The sequence below is a fragment of the Geobacillus genomosp. 3 genome (assembly GCF_000445995.2).
GTDB lineage: Bacteria > Bacillota > Bacilli > Bacillales > Anoxybacillaceae > Geobacillus.
On record NC_022080.4, the window covers coordinates 744,905 to 771,535 of the forward strand.

At 52.0% G+C, this 26,631-nt stretch carries 36 protein-coding genes and 1 riboswitch; of the genes, 22 read left to right on the forward strand and 14 right to left on the reverse strand.

All coding sequences use genetic code 11. The features are described 5' to 3' along the window. Positions 1–111: 111 nt before the first annotated feature. Positions 112–1,287, reverse strand: coding sequence for an FtsW/RodA/SpoVE family cell cycle protein (locus M493_RS03860; RefSeq protein WP_020958968.1), 1,176 nt, complete (start codon positions 1,285–1,287; stop codon positions 112–114). A 198-nt stretch (positions 1,288–1,485) separates the two neighbouring features. Between M493_RS03860 and fabI the strand changes: the two genes are divergently transcribed. Then, a complete protein-coding gene (gene fabI / locus M493_RS03865; protein ID WP_020958969.1) occupies positions 1,486–2,262 on the forward strand; it encodes an enoyl-ACP reductase FabI in 777 nt (258 codons plus the stop codon). A 116-nt stretch (positions 2,263–2,378) separates the two neighbouring features. Next, a complete protein-coding gene (locus M493_RS03870; protein WP_020958970.1) occupies positions 2,379–2,789 on the forward strand; it encodes a CotO family spore coat protein in 411 nt (136 codons plus the stop codon). Between the two features lie 191 nt (positions 2,790–2,980). Here the strand turns inward: M493_RS03870 and M493_RS03875 are convergent, their stop codons facing one another. Further along, positions 2,981–4,027: a CotS family spore coat protein gene (locus M493_RS03875; protein ID WP_020958971.1), complete on the reverse strand. Its 1,047-nt coding sequence runs from the start codon at positions 4,025–4,027 to the stop codon at positions 2,981–2,983. A 230-nt stretch (positions 4,028–4,257) separates the two neighbouring features. Between M493_RS03875 and M493_RS03880 the strand changes: the two genes are divergently transcribed. The 3 genes from M493_RS03880 to M493_RS03890 are packed head-to-tail and all read left to right on the forward strand — an operon-like array spanning position 4,258 to position 6,938. Further along, entirely contained in the window at positions 4,258–5,397 is a 1,140-nt protein-coding gene (locus tag M493_RS03880; RefSeq protein ID WP_020958972.1) for a glycosyltransferase family 4 protein, read from the forward strand. A gap of 5 nt (positions 5,398–5,402) precedes the next feature. Then, positions 5,403–6,422 (forward strand): CotS family spore coat protein, encoded by a 1,020-nt coding sequence (locus M493_RS03885; protein ID WP_020958973.1) that lies wholly within the window; start codon positions 5,403–5,405, stop codon positions 6,420–6,422. Positions 6,423–6,437: 15 nt separating this feature from the next. Further along, positions 6,438–6,938, forward strand: coding sequence for a hypothetical protein (locus M493_RS03890; RefSeq protein WP_020958974.1), 501 nt, complete (start codon positions 6,438–6,440; stop codon positions 6,936–6,938). A 59-nt stretch (positions 6,939–6,997) separates the two neighbouring features. Here M493_RS03890 and M493_RS03895 read toward each other — a convergent pair whose 3' ends face one another. Genes M493_RS03895 through M493_RS03905 form a run of 3 tightly spaced genes read right to left on the reverse strand, consistent with a single transcriptional unit; the run spans position 6,998 to position 10,394 of the window. Next, on the reverse strand, positions 6,998–8,161 hold the full coding sequence (locus M493_RS03895; protein WP_020958975.1) for a glycosyltransferase family 4 protein: 1,164 nt from the start codon (positions 8,159–8,161) through the stop codon (positions 6,998–7,000). After that, a complete protein-coding gene (locus M493_RS03900; RefSeq protein WP_020958976.1) occupies positions 8,158–9,114 on the reverse strand; it encodes an NAD-dependent epimerase/dehydratase family protein in 957 nt (318 codons plus the stop codon). Before M493_RS03900 ends, M493_RS03895 begins: the two co-directional genes overlap by 4 nt. Further along, positions 9,111–10,394, reverse strand: a complete 1,284-nt coding sequence (locus M493_RS03905; protein ID WP_020958977.1) for a UDP-glucose dehydrogenase family protein — start codon at positions 10,392–10,394, stop codon at positions 9,111–9,113. Before M493_RS03905 ends, M493_RS03900 begins: the two co-directional genes overlap by 4 nt. A gap of 179 nt (positions 10,395–10,573) precedes the next feature. Between M493_RS03905 and M493_RS03910 the strand changes: the two genes are divergently transcribed. Next, positions 10,574–11,380: a UTP--glucose-1-phosphate uridylyltransferase gene (locus M493_RS03910; protein ID WP_020958978.1), complete on the forward strand. Its 807-nt coding sequence runs from the start codon at positions 10,574–10,576 to the stop codon at positions 11,378–11,380. 72 nt (positions 11,381–11,452) lie between these two features. Here M493_RS03910 and M493_RS03915 read toward each other — a convergent pair whose 3' ends face one another. The 3 genes from M493_RS03915 to M493_RS03925 form a co-directional block, all read right to left on the reverse strand. Then, a complete protein-coding gene (locus M493_RS03915) occupies positions 11,453–12,535 on the reverse strand; it encodes a glycosyltransferase (RefSeq protein ID WP_020958979.1) in 1,083 nt (360 codons plus the stop codon). Further along, positions 12,532–13,542: an aminoglycoside phosphotransferase family protein gene (locus M493_RS03920; protein ID WP_020958980.1), complete on the reverse strand. Its 1,011-nt coding sequence runs from the start codon at positions 13,540–13,542 to the stop codon at positions 12,532–12,534. Before M493_RS03920 ends, M493_RS03915 begins: the two co-directional genes overlap by 4 nt. Before the next feature lie 160 nt (positions 13,543–13,702). Next, positions 13,703–14,005 carry a hypothetical protein gene (locus M493_RS03925; RefSeq protein ID WP_020958981.1) on the reverse strand — a complete coding sequence of 101 codons (303 nt, stop codon included), beginning with the start codon at positions 14,003–14,005 and terminating at the stop codon, positions 13,703–13,705. Positions 14,006–14,180: 175 nt separating this feature from the next. On the opposite strand from M493_RS03925, the gene M493_RS03930 reads away from it, so the two are divergent. Beyond that, on the forward strand, positions 14,181–14,531 hold the full coding sequence (locus M493_RS03930) for a DUF1360 domain-containing protein (RefSeq protein WP_020958982.1): 351 nt from the start codon (positions 14,181–14,183) through the stop codon (positions 14,529–14,531). Between the two features lie 191 nt (positions 14,532–14,722). On the opposite strand, the gene M493_RS03935 is transcribed toward M493_RS03930, so the two are convergent. Continuing rightward, positions 14,723–15,487 (reverse strand): hypothetical protein, encoded by a 765-nt coding sequence (locus tag M493_RS03935; RefSeq protein WP_020958983.1) that lies wholly within the window; start codon positions 15,485–15,487, stop codon positions 14,723–14,725. Between the two features lie 102 nt (positions 15,488–15,589). Further along, complete coding sequence (locus tag M493_RS03940) at positions 15,590–16,309, reverse strand: hypothetical protein (RefSeq protein ID WP_020958984.1); 720 nt, start codon at positions 16,307–16,309, stop codon at positions 15,590–15,592. A gap of 154 nt (positions 16,310–16,463) precedes the next feature. Here M493_RS03940 and M493_RS03945 point away from each other — a divergent pair, with 154 nt between their 5' ends. From M493_RS03945 to M493_RS18630, 11 genes are all read left to right on the forward strand, one after another. Further along, positions 16,464–16,799, forward strand: coding sequence for a spore coat protein (locus M493_RS03945; RefSeq protein ID WP_020958985.1), 336 nt, complete (start codon positions 16,464–16,466; stop codon positions 16,797–16,799). Between the two features lie 271 nt (positions 16,800–17,070). Further along, positions 17,071–17,295, forward strand: coding sequence for a hypothetical protein (locus M493_RS03950; protein WP_020958986.1), 225 nt, complete (start codon positions 17,071–17,073; stop codon positions 17,293–17,295). Positions 17,296–17,322: 27 nt separating this feature from the next. Beyond that, positions 17,323–17,526 carry a hypothetical protein gene (locus tag M493_RS03955; RefSeq protein ID WP_020958987.1) on the forward strand — a complete coding sequence of 68 codons (204 nt, stop codon included), beginning with the start codon at positions 17,323–17,325 and terminating at the stop codon, positions 17,524–17,526. A gap of 159 nt (positions 17,527–17,685) precedes the next feature. After that, entirely contained in the window at positions 17,686–17,892 is a 207-nt protein-coding gene (locus M493_RS03960; RefSeq protein ID WP_020958988.1) for a DUF1657 domain-containing protein, read from the forward strand. Between the two features lie 95 nt (positions 17,893–17,987). Beyond that, positions 17,988–18,464 carry a YhcN/YlaJ family sporulation lipoprotein gene (locus tag M493_RS03965; protein ID WP_023817513.1) on the forward strand — a complete coding sequence of 159 codons (477 nt, stop codon included), beginning with the start codon at positions 17,988–17,990 and terminating at the stop codon, positions 18,462–18,464. 11 nt (positions 18,465–18,475) lie between these two features. Further along, entirely contained in the window at positions 18,476–18,955 is a 480-nt protein-coding gene (spoVAC, locus tag M493_RS03970) for a stage V sporulation protein AC (protein WP_020958990.1), read from the forward strand. Then, the gene (gene spoVAD / locus M493_RS03975) at positions 18,955–19,968 is read left to right on the forward strand and encodes a stage V sporulation protein AD (protein ID WP_020958991.1); all 1,014 of its coding nucleotides are present in this window, start codon (positions 18,955–18,957) and stop codon (positions 19,966–19,968) included. The genes spoVAC and spoVAD overlap by 1 nt, the downstream gene beginning before the upstream one ends. A 1-nt stretch (position 19,969) precedes the next feature. Further along, positions 19,970–20,326 (forward strand): stage V sporulation protein AE, encoded by a 357-nt coding sequence (gene spoVAE, locus M493_RS03980; RefSeq protein WP_020958992.1) that lies wholly within the window; start codon positions 19,970–19,972, stop codon positions 20,324–20,326. Between the two features lie 11 nt (positions 20,327–20,337). Next, positions 20,338–20,544: a DUF1657 domain-containing protein gene (locus M493_RS03985; protein WP_020958993.1), complete on the forward strand. Its 207-nt coding sequence runs from the start codon at positions 20,338–20,340 to the stop codon at positions 20,542–20,544. Positions 20,545–20,556: 12 nt separating this feature from the next. After that, on the forward strand, positions 20,557–21,417 hold the full coding sequence (locus tag M493_RS03990) for a DUF421 domain-containing protein (RefSeq protein WP_020958994.1): 861 nt from the start codon (positions 20,557–20,559) through the stop codon (positions 21,415–21,417). Between the two features lie 24 nt (positions 21,418–21,441). Continuing rightward, positions 21,442–21,612, forward strand: coding sequence for a hypothetical protein (locus M493_RS18630; RefSeq protein WP_020958995.1), 171 nt, complete (start codon positions 21,442–21,444; stop codon positions 21,610–21,612). A 148-nt stretch (positions 21,613–21,760) separates the two neighbouring features. Here the strand turns inward: M493_RS18630 and M493_RS03995 are convergent, their stop codons facing one another. Next, positions 21,761–22,081: a thioredoxin family protein gene (locus tag M493_RS03995; RefSeq protein WP_020958996.1), complete on the reverse strand. Its 321-nt coding sequence runs from the start codon at positions 22,079–22,081 to the stop codon at positions 21,761–21,763. 128 nt (positions 22,082–22,209) lie between these two features. Between M493_RS03995 and M493_RS04000 the strand changes: the two genes are divergently transcribed. The 3 genes from M493_RS04000 (at position 22,210) to M493_RS04005 (ending at position 23,037) form a co-directional block, all read left to right on the forward strand. After that, complete coding sequence (locus M493_RS04000; protein ID WP_020958997.1) at positions 22,210–22,446, forward strand: hypothetical protein; 237 nt, start codon at positions 22,210–22,212, stop codon at positions 22,444–22,446. A gap of 77 nt (positions 22,447–22,523) precedes the next feature. Then, positions 22,524–22,655 carry a YjcZ family sporulation protein gene (locus M493_RS17485; protein WP_020958998.1) on the forward strand — a complete coding sequence of 44 codons (132 nt, stop codon included), beginning with the start codon at positions 22,524–22,526 and terminating at the stop codon, positions 22,653–22,655. Between the two features lie 124 nt (positions 22,656–22,779). After that, positions 22,780–23,037 (forward strand): stage VI sporulation protein F, encoded by a 258-nt coding sequence (locus M493_RS04005; RefSeq protein WP_020958999.1) that lies wholly within the window; start codon positions 22,780–22,782, stop codon positions 23,035–23,037. A gap of 33 nt (positions 23,038–23,070) precedes the next feature. Here M493_RS04005 and M493_RS04010 read toward each other — a convergent pair whose 3' ends face one another. Genes M493_RS04010 through M493_RS04020 form a run of 3 tightly spaced genes read right to left on the reverse strand, consistent with a single transcriptional unit; the run spans position 23,071 to position 24,794 of the window. Next, on the reverse strand, positions 23,071–23,505 hold the full coding sequence (locus M493_RS04010) for a GNAT family N-acetyltransferase (protein ID WP_020959000.1): 435 nt from the start codon (positions 23,503–23,505) through the stop codon (positions 23,071–23,073). A 1-nt stretch (position 23,506) separates the two neighbouring features. Beyond that, positions 23,507–24,028 (reverse strand): YjcG family protein, encoded by a 522-nt coding sequence (locus tag M493_RS04015; RefSeq protein ID WP_020959001.1) that lies wholly within the window; start codon positions 24,026–24,028, stop codon positions 23,507–23,509. A gap of 37 nt (positions 24,029–24,065) precedes the next feature. Further along, positions 24,066–24,794 carry an alpha/beta hydrolase gene (locus M493_RS04020; RefSeq protein WP_020959002.1) on the reverse strand — a complete coding sequence of 243 codons (729 nt, stop codon included), beginning with the start codon at positions 24,792–24,794 and terminating at the stop codon, positions 24,066–24,068. Positions 24,795–25,211: 417 nt separating this feature from the next. Next, positions 25,212–25,322, forward strand: a riboswitch (SAM riboswitch). Positions 25,323–25,526: 204 nt separating this feature from the next. Between M493_RS04020 and M493_RS04025 the strand changes: the two genes are divergently transcribed. Beyond that, positions 25,527–26,630, forward strand: coding sequence for a methionine biosynthesis PLP-dependent protein (locus M493_RS04025; protein ID WP_020959003.1), 1,104 nt, complete (start codon positions 25,527–25,529; stop codon positions 26,628–26,630). The last annotated feature ends 1 nt before the right edge of the window (position 26,631 follow it).

Sequence of the window (26,631 nt, forward strand, 5' to 3'; positions counted from 1 at the left end):
ACCAGTATGTCCGTCAGGCAATAGAAAGAAAAGAGGAGATTGTGCCGAGATAGCCGCAAAATGGGAGACGGACGGCAAAAACGAAGCCGCCTGCCGATGATCGGCAAGCGGCTATTCGTCGCTCGCGAACATAAATTTCCGCGTCCGCGAATGGACGTTTAAGACAAGGCCGATCGCCAGCATGTACGTGGCGAGCGAGCTTCCTCCGTAGCTGATAAACGGCAGCGGCAGCCCGGTGATCGGCAACAGCCCGATCGTCATGCCGATGTTTTGGAACACTTGGAACGTGATCATGCCGACGACGCCGGCGCATAAATAGCTGCCATACAAATCGTTGCTCTCAAGCGCGATATGAACCATGCGGTAAACAAGCAGGAAAAAGAGCGAAACGACGATGCTCGAACCGACGAATCCGAACTGTTCGGCAATGACGCCGAAAATAAAGTCGGTATGCGCCTCAGGCAAATACACTTGCAAATTGCCGAGCCCTTTTCCGTACAGCTCCCCCGACCCGATGGCCATCAACGAACGGATGAGCTGGAATCCTTGCTCGTTTGAATATTCATATGGGGCAAGCCAACCGTAAAATCGGTTTAACTGATAATCTTCTTTAATGATATATTGATGGAAGAAATCAGGAAAATAAAAGAAAATAAAGACTACCGTCGCCACAGCCGCTACTCCGGAAAAGACGATGCCGAAAATAATGCGCCAGCGGATGCCGGAAACAAGGACTAACGTGGCGGTGATGGCCGTAAACACCATCGACATCCCCAAATCTGGCTGTTTAGCGAGCAAAAAGAGAGGCGGCAGGACGGTGAGAGCGATTTTGCCGAGCAGTTTGAAATCATCGCGGATCATGGGTTCGGGATATTTTTCCCGATGATTGACGATGATGCGGCTCAAAACGAGAATCATGAAAATTTTCATTAACTCCGATGGCTGGAAGTTCCCGCCCGGGAGGCTGTACCAGCTTGTCGCCCCCTTGATCGTGACAGTTCCGGGAACGTTCAGCTCGAGCCCGAGCAAAAGCAACATGCCAAGCCCATATAAATACCAGGCGATTTGAAAGAGCCGATCGTAGTCGATAATCATCGTCAAGGCGATGACGACTACGCCAACGGCGTACCATTGCAGCTGCTTGGAGGCAAAGTTGACGTTTTGCAGCTTCTCAGGAAGCATCGGTTCCGCGCTATGAATGGCGATGGCGCTGACGACGGCCATTAAGAATAAAAGGAACAACAAATGATAATCGAGCTTCGATTGGGAAAAACGATCATGATCCATGGAACGATCCTCTCCATTCAAATGTACCATATACCATATTAACGAATTCGGCTTGTTTTGCAAAGTGGGAAAAACCGCCGCTGGCATCAAGAAAGCGGAGGGAAAAGGGCGCCGGTGCATTTACATCGTCCTTGGCATATCCTATAATAGAATTAACACCTGGTACTAATAATAAATGACAATTAGGAGGATGAACGAATGACATTATCATTGGAAGGACGTACATATGTCGTGATGGGGGTGGCGAACAAGCGGAGCATCGCCTGGGGAATTGCCCGCTCGCTTCACGCCGCCGGCGCCCGACTCGTGTTTACATACGCCGGCGAGCGGTTTGAAAAAGAGGTGCGGGCGCTGGTCGATACGCTTGAGGATGAACGCTCCCTCCTGCTGCCGTGCGATGTGGCGAACGATGAAGACATCGTTCAATGTTTTGCGCAAATCAAGGAACAAGTCGGCGTCATCCATGGCGTCGCCCATTGCATCGCCTATGCCAATAAGGAAGACTTGAGCGGTGAGTATATGAATGTCAGCCGCGACGGCTTTTTGCTTGCCCATAACATCAGTGCCTATTCACTCACCGCGGTGGCGCGCGAAGCGAAAGAGCTCATGACCGAGGGCGGCAGCATCGTCACCCTCACATACCTCGGCGGTGAGCGAGTCGTGCAAAACTACAATATCATGGGGGTGGCGAAAGCGTCGCTCGATGCGAGCGTGAAATATTTGGCGAACGATTTAGGCAAATACGGCATCCGCGTCAACGCCATCTCCGCCGGACCGATCCGCACGCTGTCAGCGAAAGGGGTCGGCGACTTTAATACGATTTTAAAACAAATCGAAGAGCGCGCCCCGCTCCGCCGCACCACGACGCAAGAAGAAGTCGGCGATGCCGCCCTGTTTTTGTTCAGCGATTTGTCGCGCGGCATCACCGGGGAAGTCATTCATGTCGACTCTGGGTACCACATTTTAGGATATTGAACATCAACGAGGCAGCTGCCCCGGCCAACGGGGCGGCTGTTTTTTGTCCGTCTAGGGGCAATTCTCGCGCGTTGGGGCATACATATATAAGGCAAGCGGTAGAAAGGGGGAGCTGTATGAGAAAACAAAAGGTCGTAGAAACGGAGCCGCTGCTTTATATTGTGCAGCCAAAGGCCATGCGGGCCGCGGCGCATATGCAGGAAACGTTTACATGGACGAACCGGCCCCGACAGAAAGAAACGGGCGACGCCGCTGAACAGGTTAGGGAGGGGGAGGAACAGAGGGCGTTTTTCAGCAAAAAGGAGTTTCAGGTGATGACGCTTGATGAGCAGCTTGCTTTTTTAACGAGGCTGCCCGCCCATTTGCCGCCGCTTAAATGCCAATTTGCCACGAAAGAACAAAGCTATGAAGGCGTATTAAAACGGTGCACGGCGGCCGAACTAGAGGTTGCCGATGAAGAAGGGAAAGAAACGGTGATCGAGCGCGCGCAGCTTCTTTCGGTGACGATGATCGGGTTTGTGCAGTAATCCGCTAGAAATGCCCCCCGAACGAGCCGTTTCCTGATCAAATGATTCTTTTCGCCGAGTTGCCGTTGTTCAAGACGTTAAGAAGTCGGCGGGCATACATGCTGTTTGGGGCGCATTCGCAGCCCGCCGGTCCGGTTTACGGTTGAGTACGTTCCCAAACGCGTCTGCCGGCTTGGGAACGCTTGTTTTTTCTACAACGAAGCGAGCCGCCTGCTGATTTCCTCCCATTTTGTCTGTTCATATGCCATTGTCTCGGCCAGTTCCGCCTCGGCGAGGGGCACGTTCCGAATATATTTTTCCACCGCCAGCTCATGCAAATCGTACGGAAACAATAGATCGATGAACAGCACTTTTTTTTCCTTTGTTGCCAGCGGGCGCACCGCCTCATAAGCCTCGAGCACCATATCGGCTTTTGCTTTTCCTTGCCGGTCTGTTTCAAAAAGAAGCGGAGCCATCATTTTGCGGACATCGCGAATCGGCAAGTCGAAGGCAGCCGTATCGAGGTCGATGATCCAGACGTTTCCGTCTTCCCCGCGCAGCGAGTTCCCCGTTCCATAGTCCTGATGGCAAAGCGACGGTCGTTTCTTTAGTTGCTCAACCCACGCTTCGTAATGCGATTCTAAAAGCTGTTGCAACACTTCCTCTCCTCTTTCGATAAAGCGGTCGATTTCCTCTAAATATAGGCGGGAAAACGGGTCATCACGATCCAATGCAGCGAGCTGTTTCCACGCCTCGAGCTGCCGGCATCGCTTCATATAATGCTTCGGCCATTTGCCGAGTTTGCTGAACACTGGAACGCCAGGCGGCGGTTCGTAACCAGTTGACTGCACATGAAAGTGGGCAAGGGCGTTGATCATAGCAGTCAAATCGTCGCGGACAGTCAAATCAAACGGTGTCCCTTCGATCCAGTCGTACAGCACAAATAAAAACGGTCCGTACTTTTTAAATAGGCGATGGTCGCGTGTTTTAATGATGCGCGGGACATAAAGCCCCTTTTTGGCTAAAACGTCTTGCGCGTAAATTGAAAAGAGCGCCTTTTTCTCCGGACGGTGAATGCGCTTTAAGCATTTCGGCCCGTCATCGGTATGCACTTTCCAGACGAGTGCCATTTGTCCGCTTTGCACGACGTCGATCGCCCTCGCTTCTACGTCCCACTGCTTTAACAACAGCCGCGCCATATGGATGAGCCGTTCATTGGCGGCTGGGGGCGCGGTTGAATAGATAGTTTGGTCAGCCATCGTCAGTCCCTGCTTTCTCCTTTTTTTCTACTGTATGGCCGGTGGCGACGGCTGTCTATAGCCGTTTATCCCGAGATGAAAAAACAGGCGAACGTCCAGCCGATTCATTATCTAGAAGGGCGATTGGCGGATGCCCGTTTGCGTTGGGGGGATGCACAGGGGGAAAGGAGTACACGTATGATATAAAAACAAGCTTTTGCCTGAATGTTTCTAGAGGATGGGGGATTTTCATGAAAATCGCCATGATTGCGACTGAAAAACTGCCCGTGCCGGCCATCCGGGGGGGAGCGACACAAATTTATCTCGATGCGACAGCGGCGATCATGGCGCGAAAACACGACGTCACTGTGTTGTCGATTCGCGACCGTGAATTGCCAAATGAGGAAAGGAACAAAAATGGGGTGACCTATCGACGGTTTGCCCAAGAGACGTATGTGCAAGAAGTGGCGAGCCATCTGCGTACGGAAACGTATGACATTATTCATGTGTGCAACCGGCCGCAATGGGTTCGCCATGTCCATGATGCTTCGCCGGACAGTGCCATTGTGTTGAGTGTCCATAATGAAATGTTCCGCGATGATAAAATTTCTTATGCCGAAGGGATAGATTGCATTCATACCGTTCAAAAAATTGTCACCGTGAGTGATTATATCAGGACGACCATTTGCGACCGTTTTCCGGAGGCGGCTGAAAAAGTAGCGACCGTTTATTCAGGGGTCGATATAAAGACGTTCCAACCGAAATGGACAGCGCAAGGAGCAAAAATCAATGCGGCTGTCCGTCGTGAACTCGGGCTTGAGGGAAAAAAAGTCGTGCTGTTTGTCGGGCGGTTAAGCAAAGTGAAAGGCGCCCATTTGCTTCTTGAAGCACTGCCGTCAATCACCGAAAAGCATCCAGAAGCAGTGATGGTGTTCGTCGGCTCGAAATGGTTTGGCGCCAATGAGGTGAACAGCTACGTCCGTTACTTGTACACACTCGGAGCGCTGTACGAAAATAATGCGATGTTCATTCAGTTCGTCAAGCCGGAACAAATTTCGCAACTGTACACGATGGCGGATTTGTTCGTTTGTCCGTCACAGTGGCAAGAGCCGCTGGCCCGTGTTCATTATGAGGCGATGGCGGCTGGGTTGCCGATCATTACGAGCAACCGCGGCGGAAATCCTGAAGTGGTTGAAAATGGAAGGAACGGGTATATTGTCAATGATTTCAGAAATCCCGAAGCGTACGCCGCACTCATTAACAAGCTGTTTGACAATCTGTCATCCGCCAGTCAAATGGGCAAATACGGGCGACAGAAAGCGGAACGCGAATTTAGCTGGGAAGCGGTAGCGGCGAAGCTGTTGCGCGCTTACGGGGCAGAAAGGGGGTAAAGTGATTGCAGTCACAATGGATTGCTGCTAAGGTACTTGAACTGTATCCATGCAAAATCGAAGACATCAGACTTCAATCGATACGGCCGAAAGAAACCGTCTGGACGGTTGCTACAGACGAAGGGGAGAAAGTGTTGCGCCAACAGAAGGCGGCGCCGGAGCGAATGTTGTTTTATGCCGAGGCGCACCGTCATTTGCAACAGCGGCAATTTCCGATTGCGGCGTTATGCCGGACGAAAAACGGGGGGTTGTGTGTCGCCGGCGGGACACAGGCGTACGCGCTATATGATGGCATCAGCGGCAAGGAAGTAGGCTATTACGATGTTGAACAGCTTGAAAATGTGTTCGAATTTCTCGGTTTGTTCCATGTCGCCTCACAACAGTTTTCGCCAAGTTCGAAGACGAAAAAGAGAAACCGGCTCGGAAAGTGGCCCAAGGCGTATACATGGAAGCTGCAAGAGCTGTCCGGCTATAAAAAAATGGCTGATTCGTTTATCGATGATCCGTTTTCCGCCTTGTTTTCGGAGATGGCTGGTGCGATGCTCGCTGCGGGCAAGGAAGCGGCCGATCAACTACAAAGCGATACGTACGCCGCATGGACAGCTGGTCCGGACCGGTGGACAGGGTTTATTCATAAAGATATTTCTTTGTCACATCTCGTCGAAACGGAGGAGACGATGATGATGCGCTATCTCCCGGCAGTCGTCATCGATTTGCCGGTGCGCGACATCCAAGTGCTGCTTCATAAAGTCATGAAAAAGATGGCGGTGTGGGATGAAGACTTGGCCGCGCGGCTGCTGCAAGCGTACCATCGGGCCCATCCACTCACCGACGAACAGTACAGGCTGCTCGAGGCGGAGCTGTTGTTTCCGCACTTGTTTGCCTCCATCGCCCGCAAATATTATTTAGGGGCGAAAGACAATTGGTCAGATGAAAAATATATGTGGGAGCTGCAGACGGTCATCACGGTTGAGCGGACAAAACAAGATGCACTCCGCCGCACACCGTTGCCATCGCTTTTGTAAAGGAGGTGTAAGAGATTGAGCCATATTCCAAAGCTCGATTTACAGTCGTTCCGTTTTTCCCCGCCCGGGCCGATGGGATGGGGATGGGTGGAAGATAACGAGTTTTTTGAGCAACTGTTGCTTGGTGCCGAGGAGGAAGAGGAAACAGTGGAAGACTTGCCGCCCATCCTTGTCGAGCTGGCCGGAGAGGGGCAAGAAGCAGTTGTCCCGCTCGCGCCGATTGCAGGACGCAAAAAGGAAAAGCGTCTCGCTAAGCCGAACAAAGAAAGCCGACCGAAACAGAAAGCGAAGGAAAGGCAGGAGCGGCGGACGGAGGAGAGGGAAAACGGGCAACTGAAGCCATCGAGGAAGCAGGTCGCCGCCAATCGTCCAACACAACATGAGTCGGCAGAACAAGAAAGAGGAAAACCGTCCAAGCGGCGCATGGCTGTCTCGTTTGCCATTTCTTCCGCCCTTGTTCCCCAACCGAAAGCAGGAAGGGGGCATCAAAAGGGAAACATCTTTACAATCGGATAAAGAGAAGGATGCCGCGCAGCTAGCAGGCATCCTTTCTTTTTTCGTAAGCGCTTTGGCAGTTAGAGGCCGGCTGTTTGCCGCCGATGAGTGGCAAGCGCCTCTTCGTAGACGGCTTCAAGGCGCCTGGCCACGTGTTCAAATTGGAAGTTCGCTTCTACCATAGCCCGCGCCGTCTCGGCCATGTACCGGGCGTGTTCTTTCTGTTCAAGCATATAGCTGATCGCCCCAGTGAACGCTTGGCTGTTGGCGTAGTCGCTAATGACGATGCCTGTTTGTCCGTGGCGAACGATTTCGGCATTGCCGCCACGGTTGGTCGTTACGACTGGAATGCCGGCGGCCATCGCTTCGTAATGGACGCGGGCGAGCGGTTCGTGCCATTGCGAGCTGCACACAAACACGTCGGCCATTAAGAGCAGTTTTGGAATATGACTGTGCGGAATGTAATTCGTAAAGATGACCCGATCCGCAAGCGGCGCTGCCAGCTCGTGCAGCCAATCGACATATTCGCTGCGGCTGTTGTCGCTAAACCACTTTCCACCGGCGATGACAAGAACGGCTTCAGGATGGCGCGTCAAAAGGGATGGAAGGCATTGAATAAGCAAGTGCGGCCCTTTTGTTTTGCTGAGCCGGCCAAGAAACAGCACGACTTTTTGATCGGCAAGCCCGTACGCTTGGCGCTCTGCCCGGCGGATGCGCTGGCCTTCTTCCGTCCAGATGGGGATGTATTGCGCAAGATCGACCCCGGAATAAATGACTTTTACTTTCCGGGGGTCGATGGGGTAACGGTTCGTCACGGTCCGTTTGATGTATTCGCTGACAGCGGTCAGCAAGGTGCAGGCGTTTAGCGCCCGCTCCGCCTGCTCTGCCGTGATCTTCAAGGGCGAAAACATATCGTTATGAAGGCTCAGCACAAAGGCGCTGTGCGGCGCCGCCGCCTTGTAATTGACAAGCGGCGCAGGGCGGTTGAACACATGGACGACGTCGAAACAGTTTGCGGCCAGCTCACGCGCCACATCGGCTTCGTATGTCAGCTTCGGAAAGCGGATATAGCGGATGTTTCCGTCCGTCTCTTCGGGGGGCAAGAGCGGGTCGGCTACGGAAAAAATGGTCAGTTCATGGCGGCGGGCTATGAGCGGGGCGATGCCGTCAATCATCACCTGAATGGCACCGCCCTTTATGGCCGGCGAAGGCAGCTTTTCTGTGCAGACGTAAGCGATGTTCATGTCTGGGCCTCCTTGTATAACGAACGGATGTAGGCAATTTCTTTTTGCAACCCATCGATGAGCGTGACGGTCGGTTCGTATGCAAGCAGCTGCCTTGCCTTTGTTAAGTCGGCCCATGTCTGTTTCGGCTCCCCGCGGGCGGCGGGTGTATAGTGGACAGTCGCTTTTTTTCCGGTCAGCGTTTCAAGCAAGCGAATCACATCATTCACCGATGCCCGTTCTTTCCCGCCGATGTTGATCGTTTCCCCGACTACGTGATCCCGTTCGAGCGCGGCTGCTGTTCCGGCGATGCAATCGGAAATATAGGTGAAATCGCGCGACTGTGTTCCATCGCCGAATACGGTGAGCGGCTGGCCGGTGAGCAGTTGGCGGATAAAGCGGTGGAACGACATATCGGGGCGCTGGCGCGGGCCATAAACCGTAAAATAGCGCAAAATGACGACCGGCACGGAGAACTCGCGGAAATAGACGCGGCATAAATGCTCGCCAGTGAGCTTCGTGATGCCGTACGGAGAGAGCGGAACCGGCTCGAGTGTTTCAGACAGCTTGCCGCTTTGCTCGCCGTAAACGGACGAGGTCGAAGCGTAGATAAACCGTTTGAGTGGCAAGTTTTTGCACGCTTCAAGCAGCCGCTGTGTAACAGAAATGTTATGCACTGCATAGGCGGCAAAGTCCGTTCCCCAACTCGTTCGCACGCCGGGCATGCCGGCCAAATGGTACACCGCTTCTACGCCGTCTAACAGCACCGACAAGTCGGCCGTCAGTAAATCGGTCTCAACGAATGTAAACCGCGGATGGGATTGCAGCGGGGCGACGTTTTTCGTCTTGAGCGGCGCCGGTGTCGGGCCGATAAAGCCGTCAACGCCGATCACCCGGTGTCGGTTATCTTCGAGCAGTTTTTCACATAAATGGGAGCCGATAAATCCGGCCGCTCCGGTAACGAGAATGTTCATCCCCGTCCCACCCCCATATAGCGTAAACCGCTTTCTTCGACAGCGCGGCGGTCCAAGCAGTTTCGACCGTCAAAGACGAGTGTTCCGTTCATGATCGCTTTTACCTCTGCCCAGTCAAGCGTACAAAATTCCTTCCAGTCAGTGGCGATGACCAAGCCATCGGCCCCTTGGATCGCTTCGTGCACCGACTGTGCTTGCCTGACATTGGCGAGCGGCGCTGGCAGCGTCGCCTTCGGGTCATAGGCGGCGACCATACAGCCCGCCTCACTTAACCGCCGGATGAGCGCTTCGGCAGGAGAAAAGCGGGTATCGTCTGTATTCGGCTTAAAGGCGATGCCGAGTACGGCAATTTTTTTGCCGCCTAACGGGGCCAGCTCTTTGTTCAACTTGTTGAAACAAACGTCAAGCTGGGTGGCGTTGACTGTCTGCACTGCGCGCAGCAGATGCGGTTCGACATGGCGCGAGCGCGCTGCATGTTCAAGCGCCTTGACATCTTTCGGAAAGCAGGAGCCGCCATAGCCGAGGCCGGCTTGCAAAAAATGTGGACCGATGCGCGGATCGAAGCCGATCCCGCGGGCGACATCGTTGATATCGGCGGCAAATGCGTCACAAATGCGTGCCATTTCGTTGATAAAGGATATTTTTGCTGCCAAAAAGGCGTTGGCGGCGTATTTGATCAGTTCGGCGCCGGTTAGGCTTGTCGTAACGTAAGGCGCATCGATGCCGGCATACATTGACTGCACGACAGCGAGCGAGCGATCGTCGTCCGGTTCAAGGCCGACGACGATTTTGTCCGGGTGAAGCATATCATAAACGGCTGATCCTTCCCGCAAAAACTCAGGATTGGATACGATGCGGAACAAATGCGGCTTCACCCCTTTCCGGGCGAGCTCAGCGCGCATCCATTCATTCGTTCCCGGCGGGACAGTGCTTTTCGTGACGATCGTTTTGTACGATTCGATCGTTGCGGCTAAGCGGTCGAGCACCGCCTCGATATAGCGCAAGTCAGCGCTGCCGTCCGGCCGCGGCGGGGTGCCGACGCAAATGATAATGACGGCCGCCCGTTTGATATAATCCCAGCGGCCGCTAAAAGTTAAATAGTTGCAGTTTTTTGTAATTAACTCTTCTAACCCCGGCTCATAAAACGGGATTTTCCCGTTGTTGAGCAGACGGATTTTCCGTTCATCATGATCGATGCAATGCACCTCATGCCCAAGTTCAGCAAGGACGGCTGCGGTGGTCAGTCCGACGTAGCCAGCGCCGATGATGCAGATGTTCATGCTAATAGGCCTCCTTCGCGAAATCTCCGGCTTTTATAGCGTATTAACGGACAACCTTTGTTTGCCACATGGCAAGCGCCTAAAACGCTGGAAATCAGACGGCCTATTTTCCATGGACAACCTTCCGTGCCATTTGGAAGCGAATACGATAAAGATATAGAAGACAAGGGGGGGAAGTCATGGTTAAAAAAGCGATCATCCCCGCGGCCGGGTATGGGACAAGAGGATTGCCGGTGACGAAAGTCATCCCGAAAGAGATGTTCCCTGTCGGGGCCAAGCCGGCGATCCAATATATTGTGGAAGAAGCGTTTGCCTCGGGAATTGAGGAGCTGCTCATTATTGTCTCGCGGGCGAAAAGTTTAATCGTCGACTACTTTGACCGCTCTTTAGAGCTCGAGGCGTTTTTGGAACGGCGGAACAAGACACATTTGTTAAAAGAGGAGTTTATCCCTTCCGGCCAAATTTATTATACGCGCCAGCCGTACGCGAGGGGATTGGGGGATGCCGTCCGGCTTGGCAAGTCGTTTGCCGGCGGTGAGCCGTTTGCCGTGTTGCTGCCCGATGATATCGTTTTGCATAAAGGGGTTCCGGCCATTCGTCAGCTGATTGAGCATTATGAGCGGTGCGGACAAAGCGTGGTCGGTTTAAATAAAGTGGAGAGAAACGAGTTGCACAAATACGGCGTGATCCGCGGCGAGCCGCTTGACAATGGCGCGTACTGCATCACCGACATGGTGGAAAAGCCAAAAACCAATCCGCCATCCGACTTGGCTGTCATCGGCCGCTACGTGTTCACACCGGCCATTTTTTCATATTTAGAAACGCTGCCAAGCCCCGGGGAAGAAGAAATTCAATTGACCGAGGCGATCCGTCGCCTGGCGGCCGAGGAAGGATGCCAAGGGAAACTCATCGCCGGAACACGGTTTGACATCGGGACGGCTGACGGTTACATGTCACTGCTTTCGGCCGTTTGGAAAGAACGTTGAACGCTCCCCCGCCTATGCCTGCGCTTGGAAGCGGGGGAGTTCCCGTTCGGAACAGGAAAAACCAGGTAAAGACTACCTGGTTTTTTTTCTTAGCCAATCGTACAACCGTTCCTGCTCTTTAATTTGTTTGGCGACGTCAAACTGCTGTTCGATCACTTTGCGCGCCCGTTTTGTAAACGACGGAATCTGTCCCGGATGTTCAAGAAAAAAGCGGATGCCGTTCGCTAGCTCTTTGTCGTCCTTTTCCGGTGCGAGGTAGCCCGTGCGTCCGTGTTCGATCAATTCAGGGATGCCGGCGTGATTCGTCGAGATGACCGGCAGCCCGCTTGCCATCGCCTCTTTCAGCACGTTCGGAATGCCTTCGATGTCCCCGTCAGAGGCTGTCTCACTCGCTAGGCAAAACAGGTGGGCGCGGTTCATTTCTTGCGCGATAGCGGCTGCATCCATAGCCCCGGGCAATTCAACAAATGGGGTCAATCCGAGTTCGTTGACGAGCCGGCGAATGTTTTCTTCGTCTTTACCGCTGCCGATAATACGAAGACGACAGCGCGGATGTTTCGCGTGCACGCGTTGAAAAGCGCGCACGAGCGTTAAAAAGCCTTTTTTCTCGACGAGCCGGCCGATCGAAAGAATGACGATGTCCCCATGTTCCGGGATCGTCCGTTCCTGATACGGAAATAAATCGAGTTCAATGCCGCCATAGAGAACATGAATTTTTTCCGATGGAAACCCTAGCGTAACAAGTTCATCGGCTAGGTAACGGCAGACGGGGAGAAAGAGTGCCCCGTGCTGCTTGAGCAGGCTATACCGCTTTTGGTTGCGCCGCAGGCTGTTGCCTTTGGCGGAGCCGTCGCGGCCGCGGATGCTGACGACAAGCGGAATGCGATGGGTGATGCAAAGCGGGAGAATTTCAATGGCGTGTTTGCCGTGATGAGCATGAATGGCTACGATATTTTGTTCTTTGACGAAACGGCCGAAATTGTTGATATCGTTGAGGTGATAATAATTAACAAGAGGAAACGGGTGGCTGCCGTCATCAGCGAACGATCCGATAATGATCGACCGATATTTTTTTAGATGAACCATTTGGTTGTAAATAAAGCGTTGGTTAATTTTCATTTTTTCATGGATAAAGTGGGCGATCGTTTGTTTCATGTTCTTGATCCCTCGCTTTTGAATAAATCGGACAAAAAAGCGAATTTTTTCGTTTCCTGCTCGGCGAGACGGGTGAGCAAGTCTAAAGACGAGCGGTTCTTTGCCGTCTGCTTTCGTTTTTCAACGATGGCCATTTCGCTGTAAAACACGTGCGGAAACATGGCGTCGGCTAAGTAGACGTTTTTATACGGAGCGTACAGCGAGCAGATGGAGAAGTACAGGTCAAATAATGGCTCAAGTCTCTTGATTACATCGTTTTTTGGATTTTTCGTCAACGAAATGAGCAAAAAACGAAAATCGTCAAGCGGAAGGCCGTAGTAGGCGCGGTCAAAGTCGATCATCATCACGTTATCGTTCTCCGCTAATAAAAGATTGTTGCTGTTATAATCTCCATGGCAAATGGCTTTTCGTTCCGCTGCCTCAAGGCAAAAGTCGGCTAAATCACTTTTTTCAAGCAGTACGTAGCTCTGGTTGGCCAGTTGCGCCATCTGTTTCATTATATGAGAAAGCGCAGTTCCATTAGCAGCCTTCGCCATCTCCTGCAATTGCGCGACTTTTTGACGGTGTGCGTGCAACACCTCCTTCGACTTCGGAAAGGAAGGGGAGTGGGAGCCGATCCAGTCAGGAAACAGGCTGTCGGCATGGAAGCGGGCCAGCCCTTCAATTCGCTGCCGGAAAGAGGGTCTTGTTTCGCTTAAGGAGATATAATCCATCAAATAGTAATAACTGTTTTTTCGGTGAACGTAATATTGTTTTGTTTTGGTTTGGAAAATTTCCGGGACATGAAAGCCTGTTTCATACAGTTTGGAATGAAGCAAGATGGGGAAATTGGTTTTATCCTCATTTAGACGCTTGAGTACATACCGTTTGCCCGTTTTTTTGTTTTGTACAAGCCATACCTTTTCCTCCTTCAGCTCACCGATGATATCAGTCTCGGTTTTCGATAGGCCGTAATTGCTTAAAACGCTTAAAACGTCGGATAACAGACGAGATCGTTTCGAAGCCAAAGTCAGTTCCTCCTAGCGCAGTTGTCGATTAGTAAAAGTGTATGTAAAAGAAAGAGAGTTGGTATAGACAAGCGCACTAACCGATGGGAAAACGCCATCGCCAAAAAATAAGCGCCGGCTGCGCTGTGCGAACGCCAGCCGACGACGCTGTTTCCCACGTTTATTCGTCTTCGTCATCTGAATTCGTTGACGGAGCCGGCCGCATGGAAGCAGGGAGATCAATGGCGGTGATCGCAGCCGCATTGAGGGTGAGCGGACGCCCTCCGTCTTCATAAAAACGGTCAACCAACAGTGAAACGGTGTTCGTCTGCGGCTCGAAACGGAGAAAAAGCGCATTGTAATACGTCTCGTTGGCGGTATGCACGTTCACTTCCGTGTTGGGCGGCAAGGTGGTCAGTTGGTTGTAAAGAGCATGGGAAAGGCGGGAGCGGGCCGGCCGCCGGTCGAAAAATACATGATACATCATGTCGCCTCCTTTCTTGTCTCTTGTGTTAAAAACCTATACTCCATCATATGATTGGCGTAGGAGAGCGTTTGGGTAAACGTCCGCACGAAGACGAATTCGCCCGCCGCTAGATGAGGCGAAGGGGAAAAGGTGCCCCTTTTGGCCACTATGGCAGCGGAAAGGGGAGAGGAATATGGATGGTCCGTTTTCGTTTATCCTTCTTTGTTTGGCCAGCTTCCGTCTGACGAGACTTGTCGTGTATGATGCGATCACGAACTGGCTGCGCCGGCCTTTCCATGAATGGGTTGAAGAGGAGCTTCCCGATGGAAGAAAAGAAGTATTTCTTGTTTTGAAGGGCGGTGGACTGCGGCGCTGGATCGGCGAACTGCTAAGCTGCCACTGGTGCACCGGAATATGGTGTGCAGCGTTTTGTTACGCCGGTGTCATGCTTTGGCCGTCCGTTTTTCAACCGCTTATCGTGTTGCTTGCCGTTGCCGGAGGGGCAGCACTCATTGAGACCGTCGTCGGCAAATGGCTGTCATAAAGAGGCAACGTCCACCCACACCGTGATCAGTCAGAGGGACATGGAAGCTATCGCAAGCCCATAGCGGCTTTACAAGGGACACCACCATGGGGGCGTTGTTGATCGCCTGGATGGAGAAAGCTGGCCTAAGAGCAGACCGGCCAAGAAAAGAAAGCGCGCCGCCGGGCGGCGCGAAACGAAGGCCAAACCGTTTACCATTGGATGGAGATATGGTTGGCCGCGGGAACGCCTTTTGGCAATTCGGCGCAATACACAAAGCCGTCAACAGTCAACGATCGGGTGCTATCGGACGGGCGGACGGCGATTTCAAACTGGGAAAAGCGCCTCTCTTCCCCGGGTTCAAGCGGGGTGCCATGAAGCGGGGCGATCCAATATTCGCCGTTTTGCCGCACTTTTTCCCGCCAGTTTTCTTGTGTGAACGTCCAGCTTTCTCCGCCGCTTGCGGCAAGCCGTTCTTGTTCAGCCCGGGCGCTTTGCGGCAGCACAATTTTTCCGCTCAGCACCGCCGTTTTCGGCGGCGAGAGACGGAGGCAGACAATGAGATGGTGAAGCGGCGTTGTCCCGCTGTTGCGAATGATGAAATCGCCGATTACGGTTATGTCTTCTTCGTCAAGCTGCGGTGGAATGACAACAGAATGGTGGAACAGCGCCAACACCGAGGCAGCCGGCTCGGCGGTCGGTTGTTTCCATTCGGAGCGATTATGTTCCGCCTCTTCCAAAGCGATTTCGTACAGCAAAAGTTGGCGTTCCAAGGCAGCGATTTTTTTCTCATACGTTTCCACGTTAACCGTTTCTGCTTCGCGGAACTTTTCTTTCCAGTAGGAGCTGCGCATTTTTTCCTTGGCTAGTTCGGCTTCAAGTTGCTGCAACTGTTGCTTGCATGAGGCAGCTTCCGATCGGTAGTGGATGATTAGCTGCTGCAGGCGGAGGTGTTGGTCATCGTTCGTGTTTTTCACTTGCTTTCCACCCCTTCCATTTTTATCTTATGTATGCACGGCGGGCAAATGCCATATAAAAAAGGCTGTTGTTAAGAACAACAGCCTGAACGGTGCAGGACGTTACATTGCCGGGAATACGTCCGGGCATTGCGGCGGGAATTTGTTCGTCGGACAGAGCACGGCTTCAGCCAGTTCTTCCCGCGGCTGGCAGAAACGGGCTTCGACTTCGATTTTGACATCGGCTTCCATTTGGACTTCGAGGCACAAGGTGATGGAAACGTCGAGCTGGGCAAAGTTGTCCGTGCAAACTAGGCTCGTGTCGCATTCGAAGAAAGAAATATGGCAATTGAGCTGCGTGCCTTCTGGAGCGCATAAGATGAATGTTTGCGCCGTGGCAAACGGAATTGGCGACGACTGGCAAATGACCATGCCGGTCGGGCTGACGATTTGCACGACGACGTGTCCTTTGACGAGCGCCTTGACTTTTTGCAGCGTTACGGTTTCACCAGAAGGAAGGGTGACGTTTACAGGCTGCCGGCCGTTTGGTTGCGTAATTTCCTGGCAAATCAACGCGTTTTGGTCCACGACTGGGTCGATCGGGTTTCCTTCAGCATCAGTCAAGAAGCAGCGGATCGTAAACGCTTGTGGGTCCATAGCTTGCCCTGACAAAAATTCACAAATTGTTCCTTCCCGCTGGCAATTGGCCTGTGGAAAAATCATTTCCAAATCGTCGCCGCTGAAGCTTCGTAACGGTACATCAATTTGACGCGTTACCCAGTCGTAAACTTTGCGGGTTCGGATGCATACTTTTTCTTTATCGCGACGGTGATAATGGCCCATTTTCTTCGTTCCTCCTATCGTTCATTTATTCCCCAACGCCTGATGGTTTGGGACTACTGTATACTATGAACGACATGGGTAAATGTGTTGGGACAGATGCGGATTTTTTGCCGACACGCGCATGCCAGAGACGAAACAAAGGGGGAGATGACGAATGAAAGAGAAACAAGGGACGATCAATACGGAGAAAAGAGGAGTAGATGAACAACGGTTGATTGAACACATTGCCGAGCTAGAGCGCCGGTTGAAAGAGGTGGAAGCGGAAAATATTGTCTTGCGGGAATTAGCGTATCAAAGCGAACAGCGCTACGAACAAATCAAACAGCTGATGAAACAAAACGACGAACTTCGCCGTCAGCTGCAACAACGACCGCAACCGGAAGAAACGGGCGATGCCTACAAGGAAGAACGGCCGGACAGTTGGTTTTTCCATACACTAAGGCAAGAAAACGCTATTGCGCCCCGCCCGGAGCGAAGCAAAGAAAAATGAGAGGCACCCTTGGCCTACATGACCATACAATAGCAGTAGCCATACATTTTTTATACAGGGGGATGAAGCCATGATGAAACCAACGCCGCCGAAACCGACGACATGGGTGCTTTCCTCAACAACTCAGCCCGTGCGGCGTCCGAGAGGATGCGGTTGCGGCCGACCGCCGATTGTAAAGAAATAGCAAGAGGCCGTGAGAGGCGCCTATACTCCGTTCCCTTTCCTTGCATAGTCTAACAGTGCAACTAGGCGAAAGGAAGGGGGGCTAGGCATGTCAGATCGAAAAAAGGCAAAAGTCATTCACGTCGATAAGCTGATCATTCACGCCGATGACGTCGTGATTGTGCCGCGCAGACGCATTCGCGATCCATGGCTGTTCCCGTATCGTGCTGATGCTGAGATCGAAGCCATCGAAGATGTACGGGATGAAGAAGGACGCGACGAGGGGGATCATGATCGGGACGAAGGGGAACGGAGACCGTTCTCATGGATTTAGCCATGAAGCAAATGGGGGATATGAACGGTGGAGCGCTTTAAAAATTACGGGCTTTGGCTTGCGGTCGGGTCGTTTGCCGCGCTGGCGCTTGAGACGTTCGGCGTCGATATCGATCTTGGCAAATACGAGCAGCTGTATCATGCGCTGTTAAGCATTTTGGTGATGGCCGGCATTTTAAACAACCCATCGCTCGGCCGCGGTTATTCTGACAAAACCGACAAAAAGTCATAAACGGCAAGGGCGCCTGTGGCAACGGCGCCCTTTTTGCGTCTGAAAAGCGAAAAGGAAGGTGGATTGTTTTACAGTAAATGACAATTATAATTTAACGGCGAAAAACCATTCTAATCAGTGTCACCACCAATTTTACACCACACAAGGAGGACACGAATCATGACTGTTGCTACACAAGTAAAACAAACGTTAGCTGGACTAAAAACCGCCCAAGCCAGCTTTGAAACGTTTGCGCTGCAAACAGAAAACCAGGCGGCGAAGCAGCTTTACCAACAAGCTGCCCAACAAACTCAAGCGGTGATCGATTTAGTGAACTCGCGCGTGCAAGAAATTCAAAACGAAGAGCCACAATATAAACAACAGTAACATTTGTTGAGACAAATGTTGCGGTTCGGGCGGAAAGGTTGGCGGCACGCCAACCTTTTCCCCGCTTGACAGAAATACATAAAACGAATGGGTTGATGGCGATGAAACAATGGTGGTTGGCAGCTATGGCCGCCTTCGTGGTAGTCAGCGGCTGCGCGAGAGAGGAAACTGAACAAAAACAATCGCTGCAAGGAGCGGATTTGATGCGGGCCCAAACATCCGGGACGGCACAAGGAGCCAGGCTTGATCAAGGGCCGGCCGAGCGGGCTGCCGCTTATTTGCGCGGACGCGAGGACATCCGGGATGTCGTGGCGGTCAACAGCGGGGACCGGCTGCTTGTTGCGTATCAAATTCCCCATATGCAGCGATGGAACCGAAAGAACATCGAAAAAGACGTTGAAGACCGATTGCGTCAGATGTTTCCCGGCTATAAGGTGATCTCCTCAAGCGACTTGAAAATCTTTTGGAAAACGCAGCAATTAAAAACAAAGATGGTCAACAAACGCTGGGATGGGAGAGAGGTCAACCGGGAAATCGGACGCATTGAAAAGTTGAGCAAAGAGCAGACATAAGAGGTGTCACTATGGCGAATGAAAAGCGGAAAAAGTTAACTCCGGTTCAACAGGAGTACCACTTATTTGAAAAGAAACGGGAAACGAAGCGCCCGATCGTCCGCAACTGTGCCTGCGCGTTTCTTGTCGGCGGAATCATTTGTGTAATTGGGCAGGCGATCTCGTATTTTTACATGTACTTTTTCGATTTCACGGAGCAAACGGTGGGCAATCCGACAGTGGCGACGATGGTGTTCATCTCGATGATTTTGACCGGCCTCGGCGTCTATGATCGGATCGCCCAATTCGCCGGGGCGGGAAGCGCTGTGCCGGTAACCGGGTTTGGAAACGCCGTCATTTCCGCCGCCATTGAGCACCGGACAGAAGGATTTGTGCTCGGCGTCGGGTCGAACATGTTTAAGCTCGCCGGCTCCGTCATTTTGTTCGGCACATTTGCCGCGTTTGTCGTCGCCCTCATTAAAACGATCGCCATACAATGGGGGGGATTGTAATGTTAAAAGGGCATCGGACGTGGGTGTTTGCCAATAAGCCGGCGATTATTGCCACAGCGGCCGTCGGCGGGCCGTTTGAAGCGAACGGCCGCCTCGCTGAGGATTTCGATTTGCTGCATGAAGATTTGTGGCTTGGCGAGGAGTCGTATGAGAAAGCGCACCGTGTATTGCTTGAGGAAGCCGCGTTTCAAGCAATGGAGAAAGCCGGATTGGAAAAGGAGAAAATTCAATTTCTGATTGCGGGCGATTTAATTAACCAAATGACGCCGACAAGTTTCGCCGCCCGGACGCTCGGCCCATCGTATCTCGGCGTTTTTGGAGCTTGTTCTACGTCGATGGAAGGGTTGGCGCTCAGCGCTTTTATCACCAACTATGGCGGGGCAGACTATATCTTGACCGGCGCATCGAGCCATAACGCCGCTGTTGAAAAACAGTTCCGCTATCCGACCGAATACGGCGGCCAAAAGCCGCCGACAGCGCAATGGACGGTGACCGGAGCCGGGGTGGCGATCGTCAGTCCGAAAGGAGACGGACCGCGCGTGACGGCAGCGACGATTGGCCGTGTTGTTGATATGGGGCTCGCCGACCCGTTCAACATGGGCGGGGCGATGGCGCCGGCGGCGGTCGATACGATTGAAGCGCATTTGCGCGATATGCAAATTGACGCATCGCACTACGATTTGATTGTTACGGGCGACTTAGGAAGAATCGGGCGCCAAGTTTCCCTCGATTTGCTTCGTCAGCACGGCATTGAGCTCGATGAGGAGCGCTATCAAGACTGCGGGTTGCTCATTTACCGCGACGGTCAGCCGGTGCTGTCCGGGGCAAGCGGAGCGGCTTGTTCCGCTGTCGTCATTTATGGGCATTTGCTTAAGCGGATGCGGCGCGGCGAGCTGAAGCGCATTTTAGCGGTGGCGACAGGGGCGTTATTATCGCCGTTGTCGTTTCAGCAAAACGAAACGATTCCGTGCATCGCTCATGCGGTGGCGATCGAGTATGGAGGTGAGGCGTAGCGTGTTGGCCATGTTTTTTTGGGCGTTTGTCATCGGCGGGTTGATTTGTGTTATTGGACAAATTTTAATGGATGTCTTTAAGTTGACTCCCGCCCATACATTAACGATTCTTGTTGTCGCTGGGGCGATTTTGGACGGGTTCGGGTTATACGAGCCGCTGATTGATTTTGCCGGAGCCGGGGCGACGATTCCGATCACAAGTTTTGGAAATTCTCTCGTCCACGGTGCGATGCAAGAAGCGGAAAAACACGGCATTGTCGGCGTGTTGACCGGCATGTTTGAAGTCACAAGCGCCGGCATTTCCGCCGCCATCGTCTTCGGGTTTATCGGGGCGCTTTTGTTCCGCCCGAAAGGATAGGAGGGACGTATATGACCGTTGCTTCACAAGTAAAACAAACGTTAGCGAGCTTAAAGGGGATTCACGCCGGGTTGCAGCAGTTGGCGCTTACATCCCAGGACGAAACAGCGCAGCGGACGTTTCATGAGGCGATGCTCACAACCGAGGAGATCATCGCTGAACTGAAAGATCGCGTTGGCCGGCTCGAGTTTGAGGAGCCGCAATATCATGGAAAGTAAGGAGCATGATCCATGCCTGTATGGTTAGAAGCCGCCATTCGTTCCATTTGTATTTTGATCGGACTGTTTATCATTACTCGCATCCTTGGCAAAAAGCCATTGGCCAAGCTGTCATTTTTCGAATATATTGTCGGCATTACGGTCGGTGACATCGCCGGAACAATGTCCGTCGATTTAGGGATTTCGCTTCAGGAAGGGATCACGAGCATTTTAATTTGGTCGCTCATTCCGGTGTTGGCCGCCCGCATTTCGTTGCGCAATAAAAAGTTCCGCGATTTTGTCGAAGGGAATTCCACCATTTTGATTAAAAACGGCAAAATTTTAGAGGAAAACTTAAAGAGGGAAAAATACACGGTCGACGAGCTGCTTGAACAGCTGCGCAAAAAAGACGTGTTTCGTGTGGCCGACGTGGAGTTTGCCTTGTTGGAACCAAACGGCGATCTCAACGTCTTGCTGAAGCGGGAAAAACAGCCGCTCACGGTCGGCGATGTATTTCCGAACCCGCCGCGGGAAAAAGAGCCGCAAACCGTCATTATGGACGGCATGATTTTGGATGAGCCGCTTGCGACGATGGGGCTCGGCCGCGGCTGGCTGCAAGAACAGCTTGACAAACAAGGGGTGGCGGTCGAAAACGTCTTCCTCGCCCAAGTCGATTCCTATGGCCAGCTGACGATTGATTTGTACGATGACAAAATTCAAGTGGCGGAGCCGCAAGAGAAAAAGTTGTTGTTGGCGGCAATGAAAAAAGTGCAAGCCGACTTCGAATTGTATGCACTGCAAACCGATTCGCAAGAGGCGAAAGCGGTCTATGAAAAAAATGCAGCGAAAATGACGGAGCTCATCCAAAAGGTCGAGCCGTTATTGCGAAATTAATGAGCGGTAAGGGAGGATCAGATCATGGAAAATAAGCGGACAAAAACAACGGACGAGGAAATCCAAATTCAGCTGAAAACAGATGGCCGTCCCGAACGGGCGCGGACGACCGACGAGGAAATTTCGATTGAATTTATGTTCGATGATCCGCAATTGACACGCCAGCCGAAAGATTACGATGAGATCGAATATTAAGCGCTCTGTGATCGAAAAGGTGTCCCAGGCAACGTACCGGGACACCTCTTCTTTATGACCGTATAGACGGAAAAAACAATGATCCGAAAATGACTGCATTCATGCCGCCCGGGGAGTGTCCGCTCCAAAATGGACCGGGAAGAGGCGGCTAAGAAGGCAGCGACTGCAAAAAGGCGCGCACTTCTTCCGGCGTTTTCGCGTTGGCGCTATGCAGATGGGCGATTTTTTCTCCGTTTTGGAACACAAGAAGGCTTGGGATGCCGAGCACTTGGTATTTCTCGCCAAGTTCCGGAAAGTGATCACGGTCGATCTCAAACCAGTCGTATTGCCCGTAATCGCGGATGATGTCATCGATGAACATATTCAAGCGTACACAGTCAGGACACCAAGTTGTGTAAAATTTGACGACAGCCGGTTTGCTGCCAGAAATGGCCGCCGTGAACTGATCGTTCGTTTCGATGTTTTGCATGCCTTTTTCCCCCATTTCATGTTATCGTTCATCTTTACTTTACCATATGGTGCAGGAAAAAAAGAACGATAACGCCTTCACCTTCGGACACCGGTTTTGCATACAACAGAAAGAAAGGGGGGAAAGGTGTGAGCAAAGAGCTGGAAAAAGCGCTCGAAGCGTGGGTTGCATCAAGAAAAGAAGGACATGAGCAGTTCATTCGTTTGTTTGAACAATGGGGGAATGATTTCAACAAACAGCTGCAAGAAATCGAAAAACTCAACAACGGGTTTTTAAAAAGCGTGCAAGGCAATTTAGGCTATATCGAGCAGTGGTTTACGAAAAAGGAAAAGGAGTTTGCCGAGCTGTTCCGCCTATTTGGTTGACAAAATGACGCGTGCGCCCATACGTCGCTTCAGACCGGTGAATACGATACAGTAAACGGAGAAGGAGGTGCACGAGGATGGGCTTCTGCGGCTACGGATTTCCGTACTATGGCTACGGCTATGGCGGCTTTGGCTATGGCGGTGGCTTTGTGCTGATTGTTGTTTTGTTCATCTTGTTAATTATTGTCGGCGCGGCATTTGTCGGCTAACGGAAAAAACGAATCGTATACGGGCCGTTTCGGCGCTGCGGAGCGGCTCGTATTTTTTCTTTCCCCTTTGATGCACCTTCTTAGGGAGGCGTCATACGATATACAGGGAGAAGGAGGCAGAAAAATGGATCAGCAATTTTTTAAAAACATTGAGAAAAAAACAGGCGTGAACATGAAAGACATTTTCGAGCTTGCCAACTCGCTGCAAAACGCCAATTTCAACGATGAAAAAACGGTGCGCCAAGTGGTGAAGCGGGTGGCGCAAATCGCCAACCGAAAAGTGCCGAAAGAACTCGAAGACCAGATCGTCAAAACGATCGTCCATAGCGGCAAACAAATTGATTTTAATACGATCGCCAATATGCTGAACAATAAAAAATAAGCAAAAGGGAGCTGTGCGCGCGCAAGCTCCCTTTTATTCGAGCGATTTCACCATCGTGACGTGTGGAATGCCGGCATCCATAAACACCCCGGATACCGTCTCGTAGCCGAGCTTTTCATAAAACGGTTCGGCGTGTGTTTGGGCGTTCAGTTTCACTTTTTTTGCCCCTTTTGTTTTCGCGAGCCGCTCCAACGCTTCCATCACCATCCGGCCGGCGCCGCGGCCGCGGTAAGACGGCAAAACGCAGATGCGCTCCGCTTTGCCGATGCTTTCGCCGATCAAGCGAAGCCGTCCGGCCGCAACTGGTTTTTCGCCATCATACAAGACGAGATGGGATGATTCTTGTTCAAATGCATCAATTTCTTCCTCTTCCGGCACATTTTGCTCCTCAATAAATACGAGCCGGCGGACATGCAAAGCGTCCTCATACAAGGGGCGATCTTTTGTTGTTCCAATGGCGATGTTCATGTTATACCGTTTCCTTTCCTCCGACGACAAACGTTTCATAGACGGTCCATGACCCGTTCTCAAGCTGGTAAAGAAGGTGGAACCGGTCGATCGTCTCTTCAAAATGGACGTTTTGCAGCTTCAGCTGGCTGTAAACATCGGCATATTCCGCACCCGGCAAATCGCGGCCGATTGTAATGTGCGGCACGAACACAAACTCCGGCTTTCCGGCAAACAAGCCGCTGTGCAGATGCTGATGGAGGCGCTCAAGCACATCGTTTGGCTCGACTTTCAAATAAATGATGTTGCTTGTCGGGTAAAACGAGCTGAATTTCGTCACTTTAACCGGAATCGGCTCCGTTTCCGCCGCGATGCGGCGCAGCTCTTTCGTCATCTCTTTCAGTTGCCCCTCATCCGCCTCAAACGGATATTTCAGCGTAATGTGCGGCGGAATGAGGGCGTAATGGCTGTCATACCGTTTCCGGTACGAGTTGGCAAAGTCTTGAATGCGTTTTGACGGAAATAATACAATGCCGTATTTCATCCCGATTTCCCTCCTTAGATGGTTGTATTTCAATGGTTTACAGCGACAAAAGAGCGGATACGGCCCTCGGCACGTCAGGCTGCCAATACGTCCACGCATGGCCGCCGGCAAACTCATGGTACGTGTAGGCGTACCGTTTTTCCATAAATAAGTCCCGTGCCATACGATTTGGTGTAATAAAGTCGCGTACACGGCCGTCCGTTGATTTCACGGCTGTTTCTTCCGCGCCGATGGAATGATAAATCGAAAGAAGCGACGGATCGCGGAACGCGCGGATACGCGCCAACACCGAGTCATCGATGTAAGGGGACTGCATGGCGATGTTTCCAAATGTATGCGGATACAACAGCCCGGCTAACAACGAGACCGTTCCGCCGAGCGAATCGCCGATCAGCGCCCGGCCTTTGCCGATTTGGTAGGTCGGCAGCTCGTGATCCAAAAACGGAACGAGTTCATGGGCTAAAAAACGAATGTACGCCTCGTGCTTTTGCCCTGCCGGGTGGTATTTCTCGTAGCGGTCGTTCACATTCCGATACGGGATACCGACGACAACCGTCCGATCGATCGTTCCTTCGTCCATGAGCGTCTCGATGACGGTTTTGATTTTTCCGTACATAAAATAATCTTTGCCGTCTTGAGCGATTAGTAAAGAATATTTGTGAAGCGGAGAAAAATTGCTTGGCAAATACACGAGCAGTTCAATTTTCTCCTGAAGCTCCCCGCTGTAAAGCGCATAATCACGCATCGTTCCTGCTGCGGCTGCCATGACCATCCTCCATGAACACAATAAGTTCACCTGTTATTGTAACATATTTTGGCGAAAAGATGTTAATGGAGAGCGCGAATTTTTCGCGAATTTGCCGAACATTGGCAGCGGCAAAAAAATGACTTGCAAAAACGGCCGGAATACGTTACATTTTTTAATAAATTAACATCTTTCCGAAAGAAGTCTCCCACTTCTAAGTGAAGTGAAAGTGGGAGATGAATGTCGGTTGGCGTTAGCCAACGAATATGATCGAATATGGCGAGAACGGACACCTTCGGAACGAAGGGAAGCGTAAAGGGTTCTTGTGTGTGGCTTACCGTTCGGCGAACACACACAAGTCGCTTGAAGCCCTCACCTCTAAGCGAAGTGTAGGTAGTGGGTAGTTCACTAAATTAACAAAATTAAATATACGTTCTGTTCTTATCGAGAGAAGCGGAGGGAACTGGCCCTGCGAAGCTTCAGCAACCAGCCGGAAACCGGTCAGGTGCTAAATCCAGCGAATTGAGCATTCAATTCGGAAGATAAGAAGAAGCATGACCATGGGTATGGAAAAGTCTTCTTCTTAGAAGACTTTTTTTATTTGCCTTTGTTTAGGCGGCCGCTCCGCCGACCGGTGAGGCGTGTTGGAGCCGAGGTGTCCGGCTGCCGAGACAAGCAGCGGTGCGCTTTAGGCGTCATGGCCGTCGGCCGTTTGACCACGAGAGAATTTTTCAGCAGAAGGAGAGAGATGAGATGGAGAAACTGGAAACATTGTTGGCGCAAATTGGCAACCGAAGTGAAACGGTGACCGGGACGGTCAACCCGCCCGTCTATTTTTCGACCGCCTATCGCCATGCCGGAATCGGGGAGTCGACCGGGTTTGACTACATCCGTACCGGCAATCCGACGCGCAAAATCGTCGAAGAGGCGATCGCCAAGCTAGAAGGCGGTGACCAAGGCTATGCCTTTAGTTCCGGCATGGCGGCCATCCAGACGGTGCTCGCCTTGTTTGAGAGCGGAGACGAGTTTCTCGTATCGGCCGACCTTTACGGCGGCACGTACCGCCTGTTTGAGCGCGGCTGGCGCAAATACGGTCTTCGGTTTCATTACGTTGACTTCACTGATCCTAGTGCGGTGGAAAAAACGATAACGGAAAAAACGAAAGCCATTTTCTTGGAAACGCCAACCAACCCGCTCATGCAGGAAGCGGACATCCTTGCCGTGGCCGAACTCGCCAAGCGGCACGGGCTGTTGTTGATCGTCGATAACACGTTTTACACCCCGGTGCTCCAGCGTCCGATTGAAGAAGGAGCCGATATCGTCATCCATAGCGCGACGAAATACTTAGGCGGCCATAACGACGTGTTGGCCGGGCTTGTTGTCGCCAAGGGCGAGGAGCTTTGTCAACGGTTGGCCGAGTACCATAACGCCATCGGCGCGGTGTTGTCGCCGTTTGATTCGTGGCTGCTCATCCGCGGGATGAAAACGTTGGCGCTAAGGATGCGCCAGCATGAAGAAAACGCCAAGCGCATCAGCGCGTTTTTGCGCGAACATGAAGATGTCATAGACGTCCTATATCCGGGAAGAGGCGGGATGTTGTCATTCCGGATTGCCGATGAGAAGTGGGTGAACGGATTTTTAAAAAGCTTGCGTCTCATTACGTTCGCCGAAAGCTTAGGCGGAGTCGAAAGCTTCATCACGTACCCGGCGACGCAGACACACGCCGACATTCCGGAAGACATCCGCATTCAAAACGGCGTCTGCAACCGATTGCTCCGCTTTTCGGTCGGCATCGAACATGCCGATGATTTAATCGCCGACCTGGCGCAAGCATTCAAAAACATGAAAGAGGTGTGAG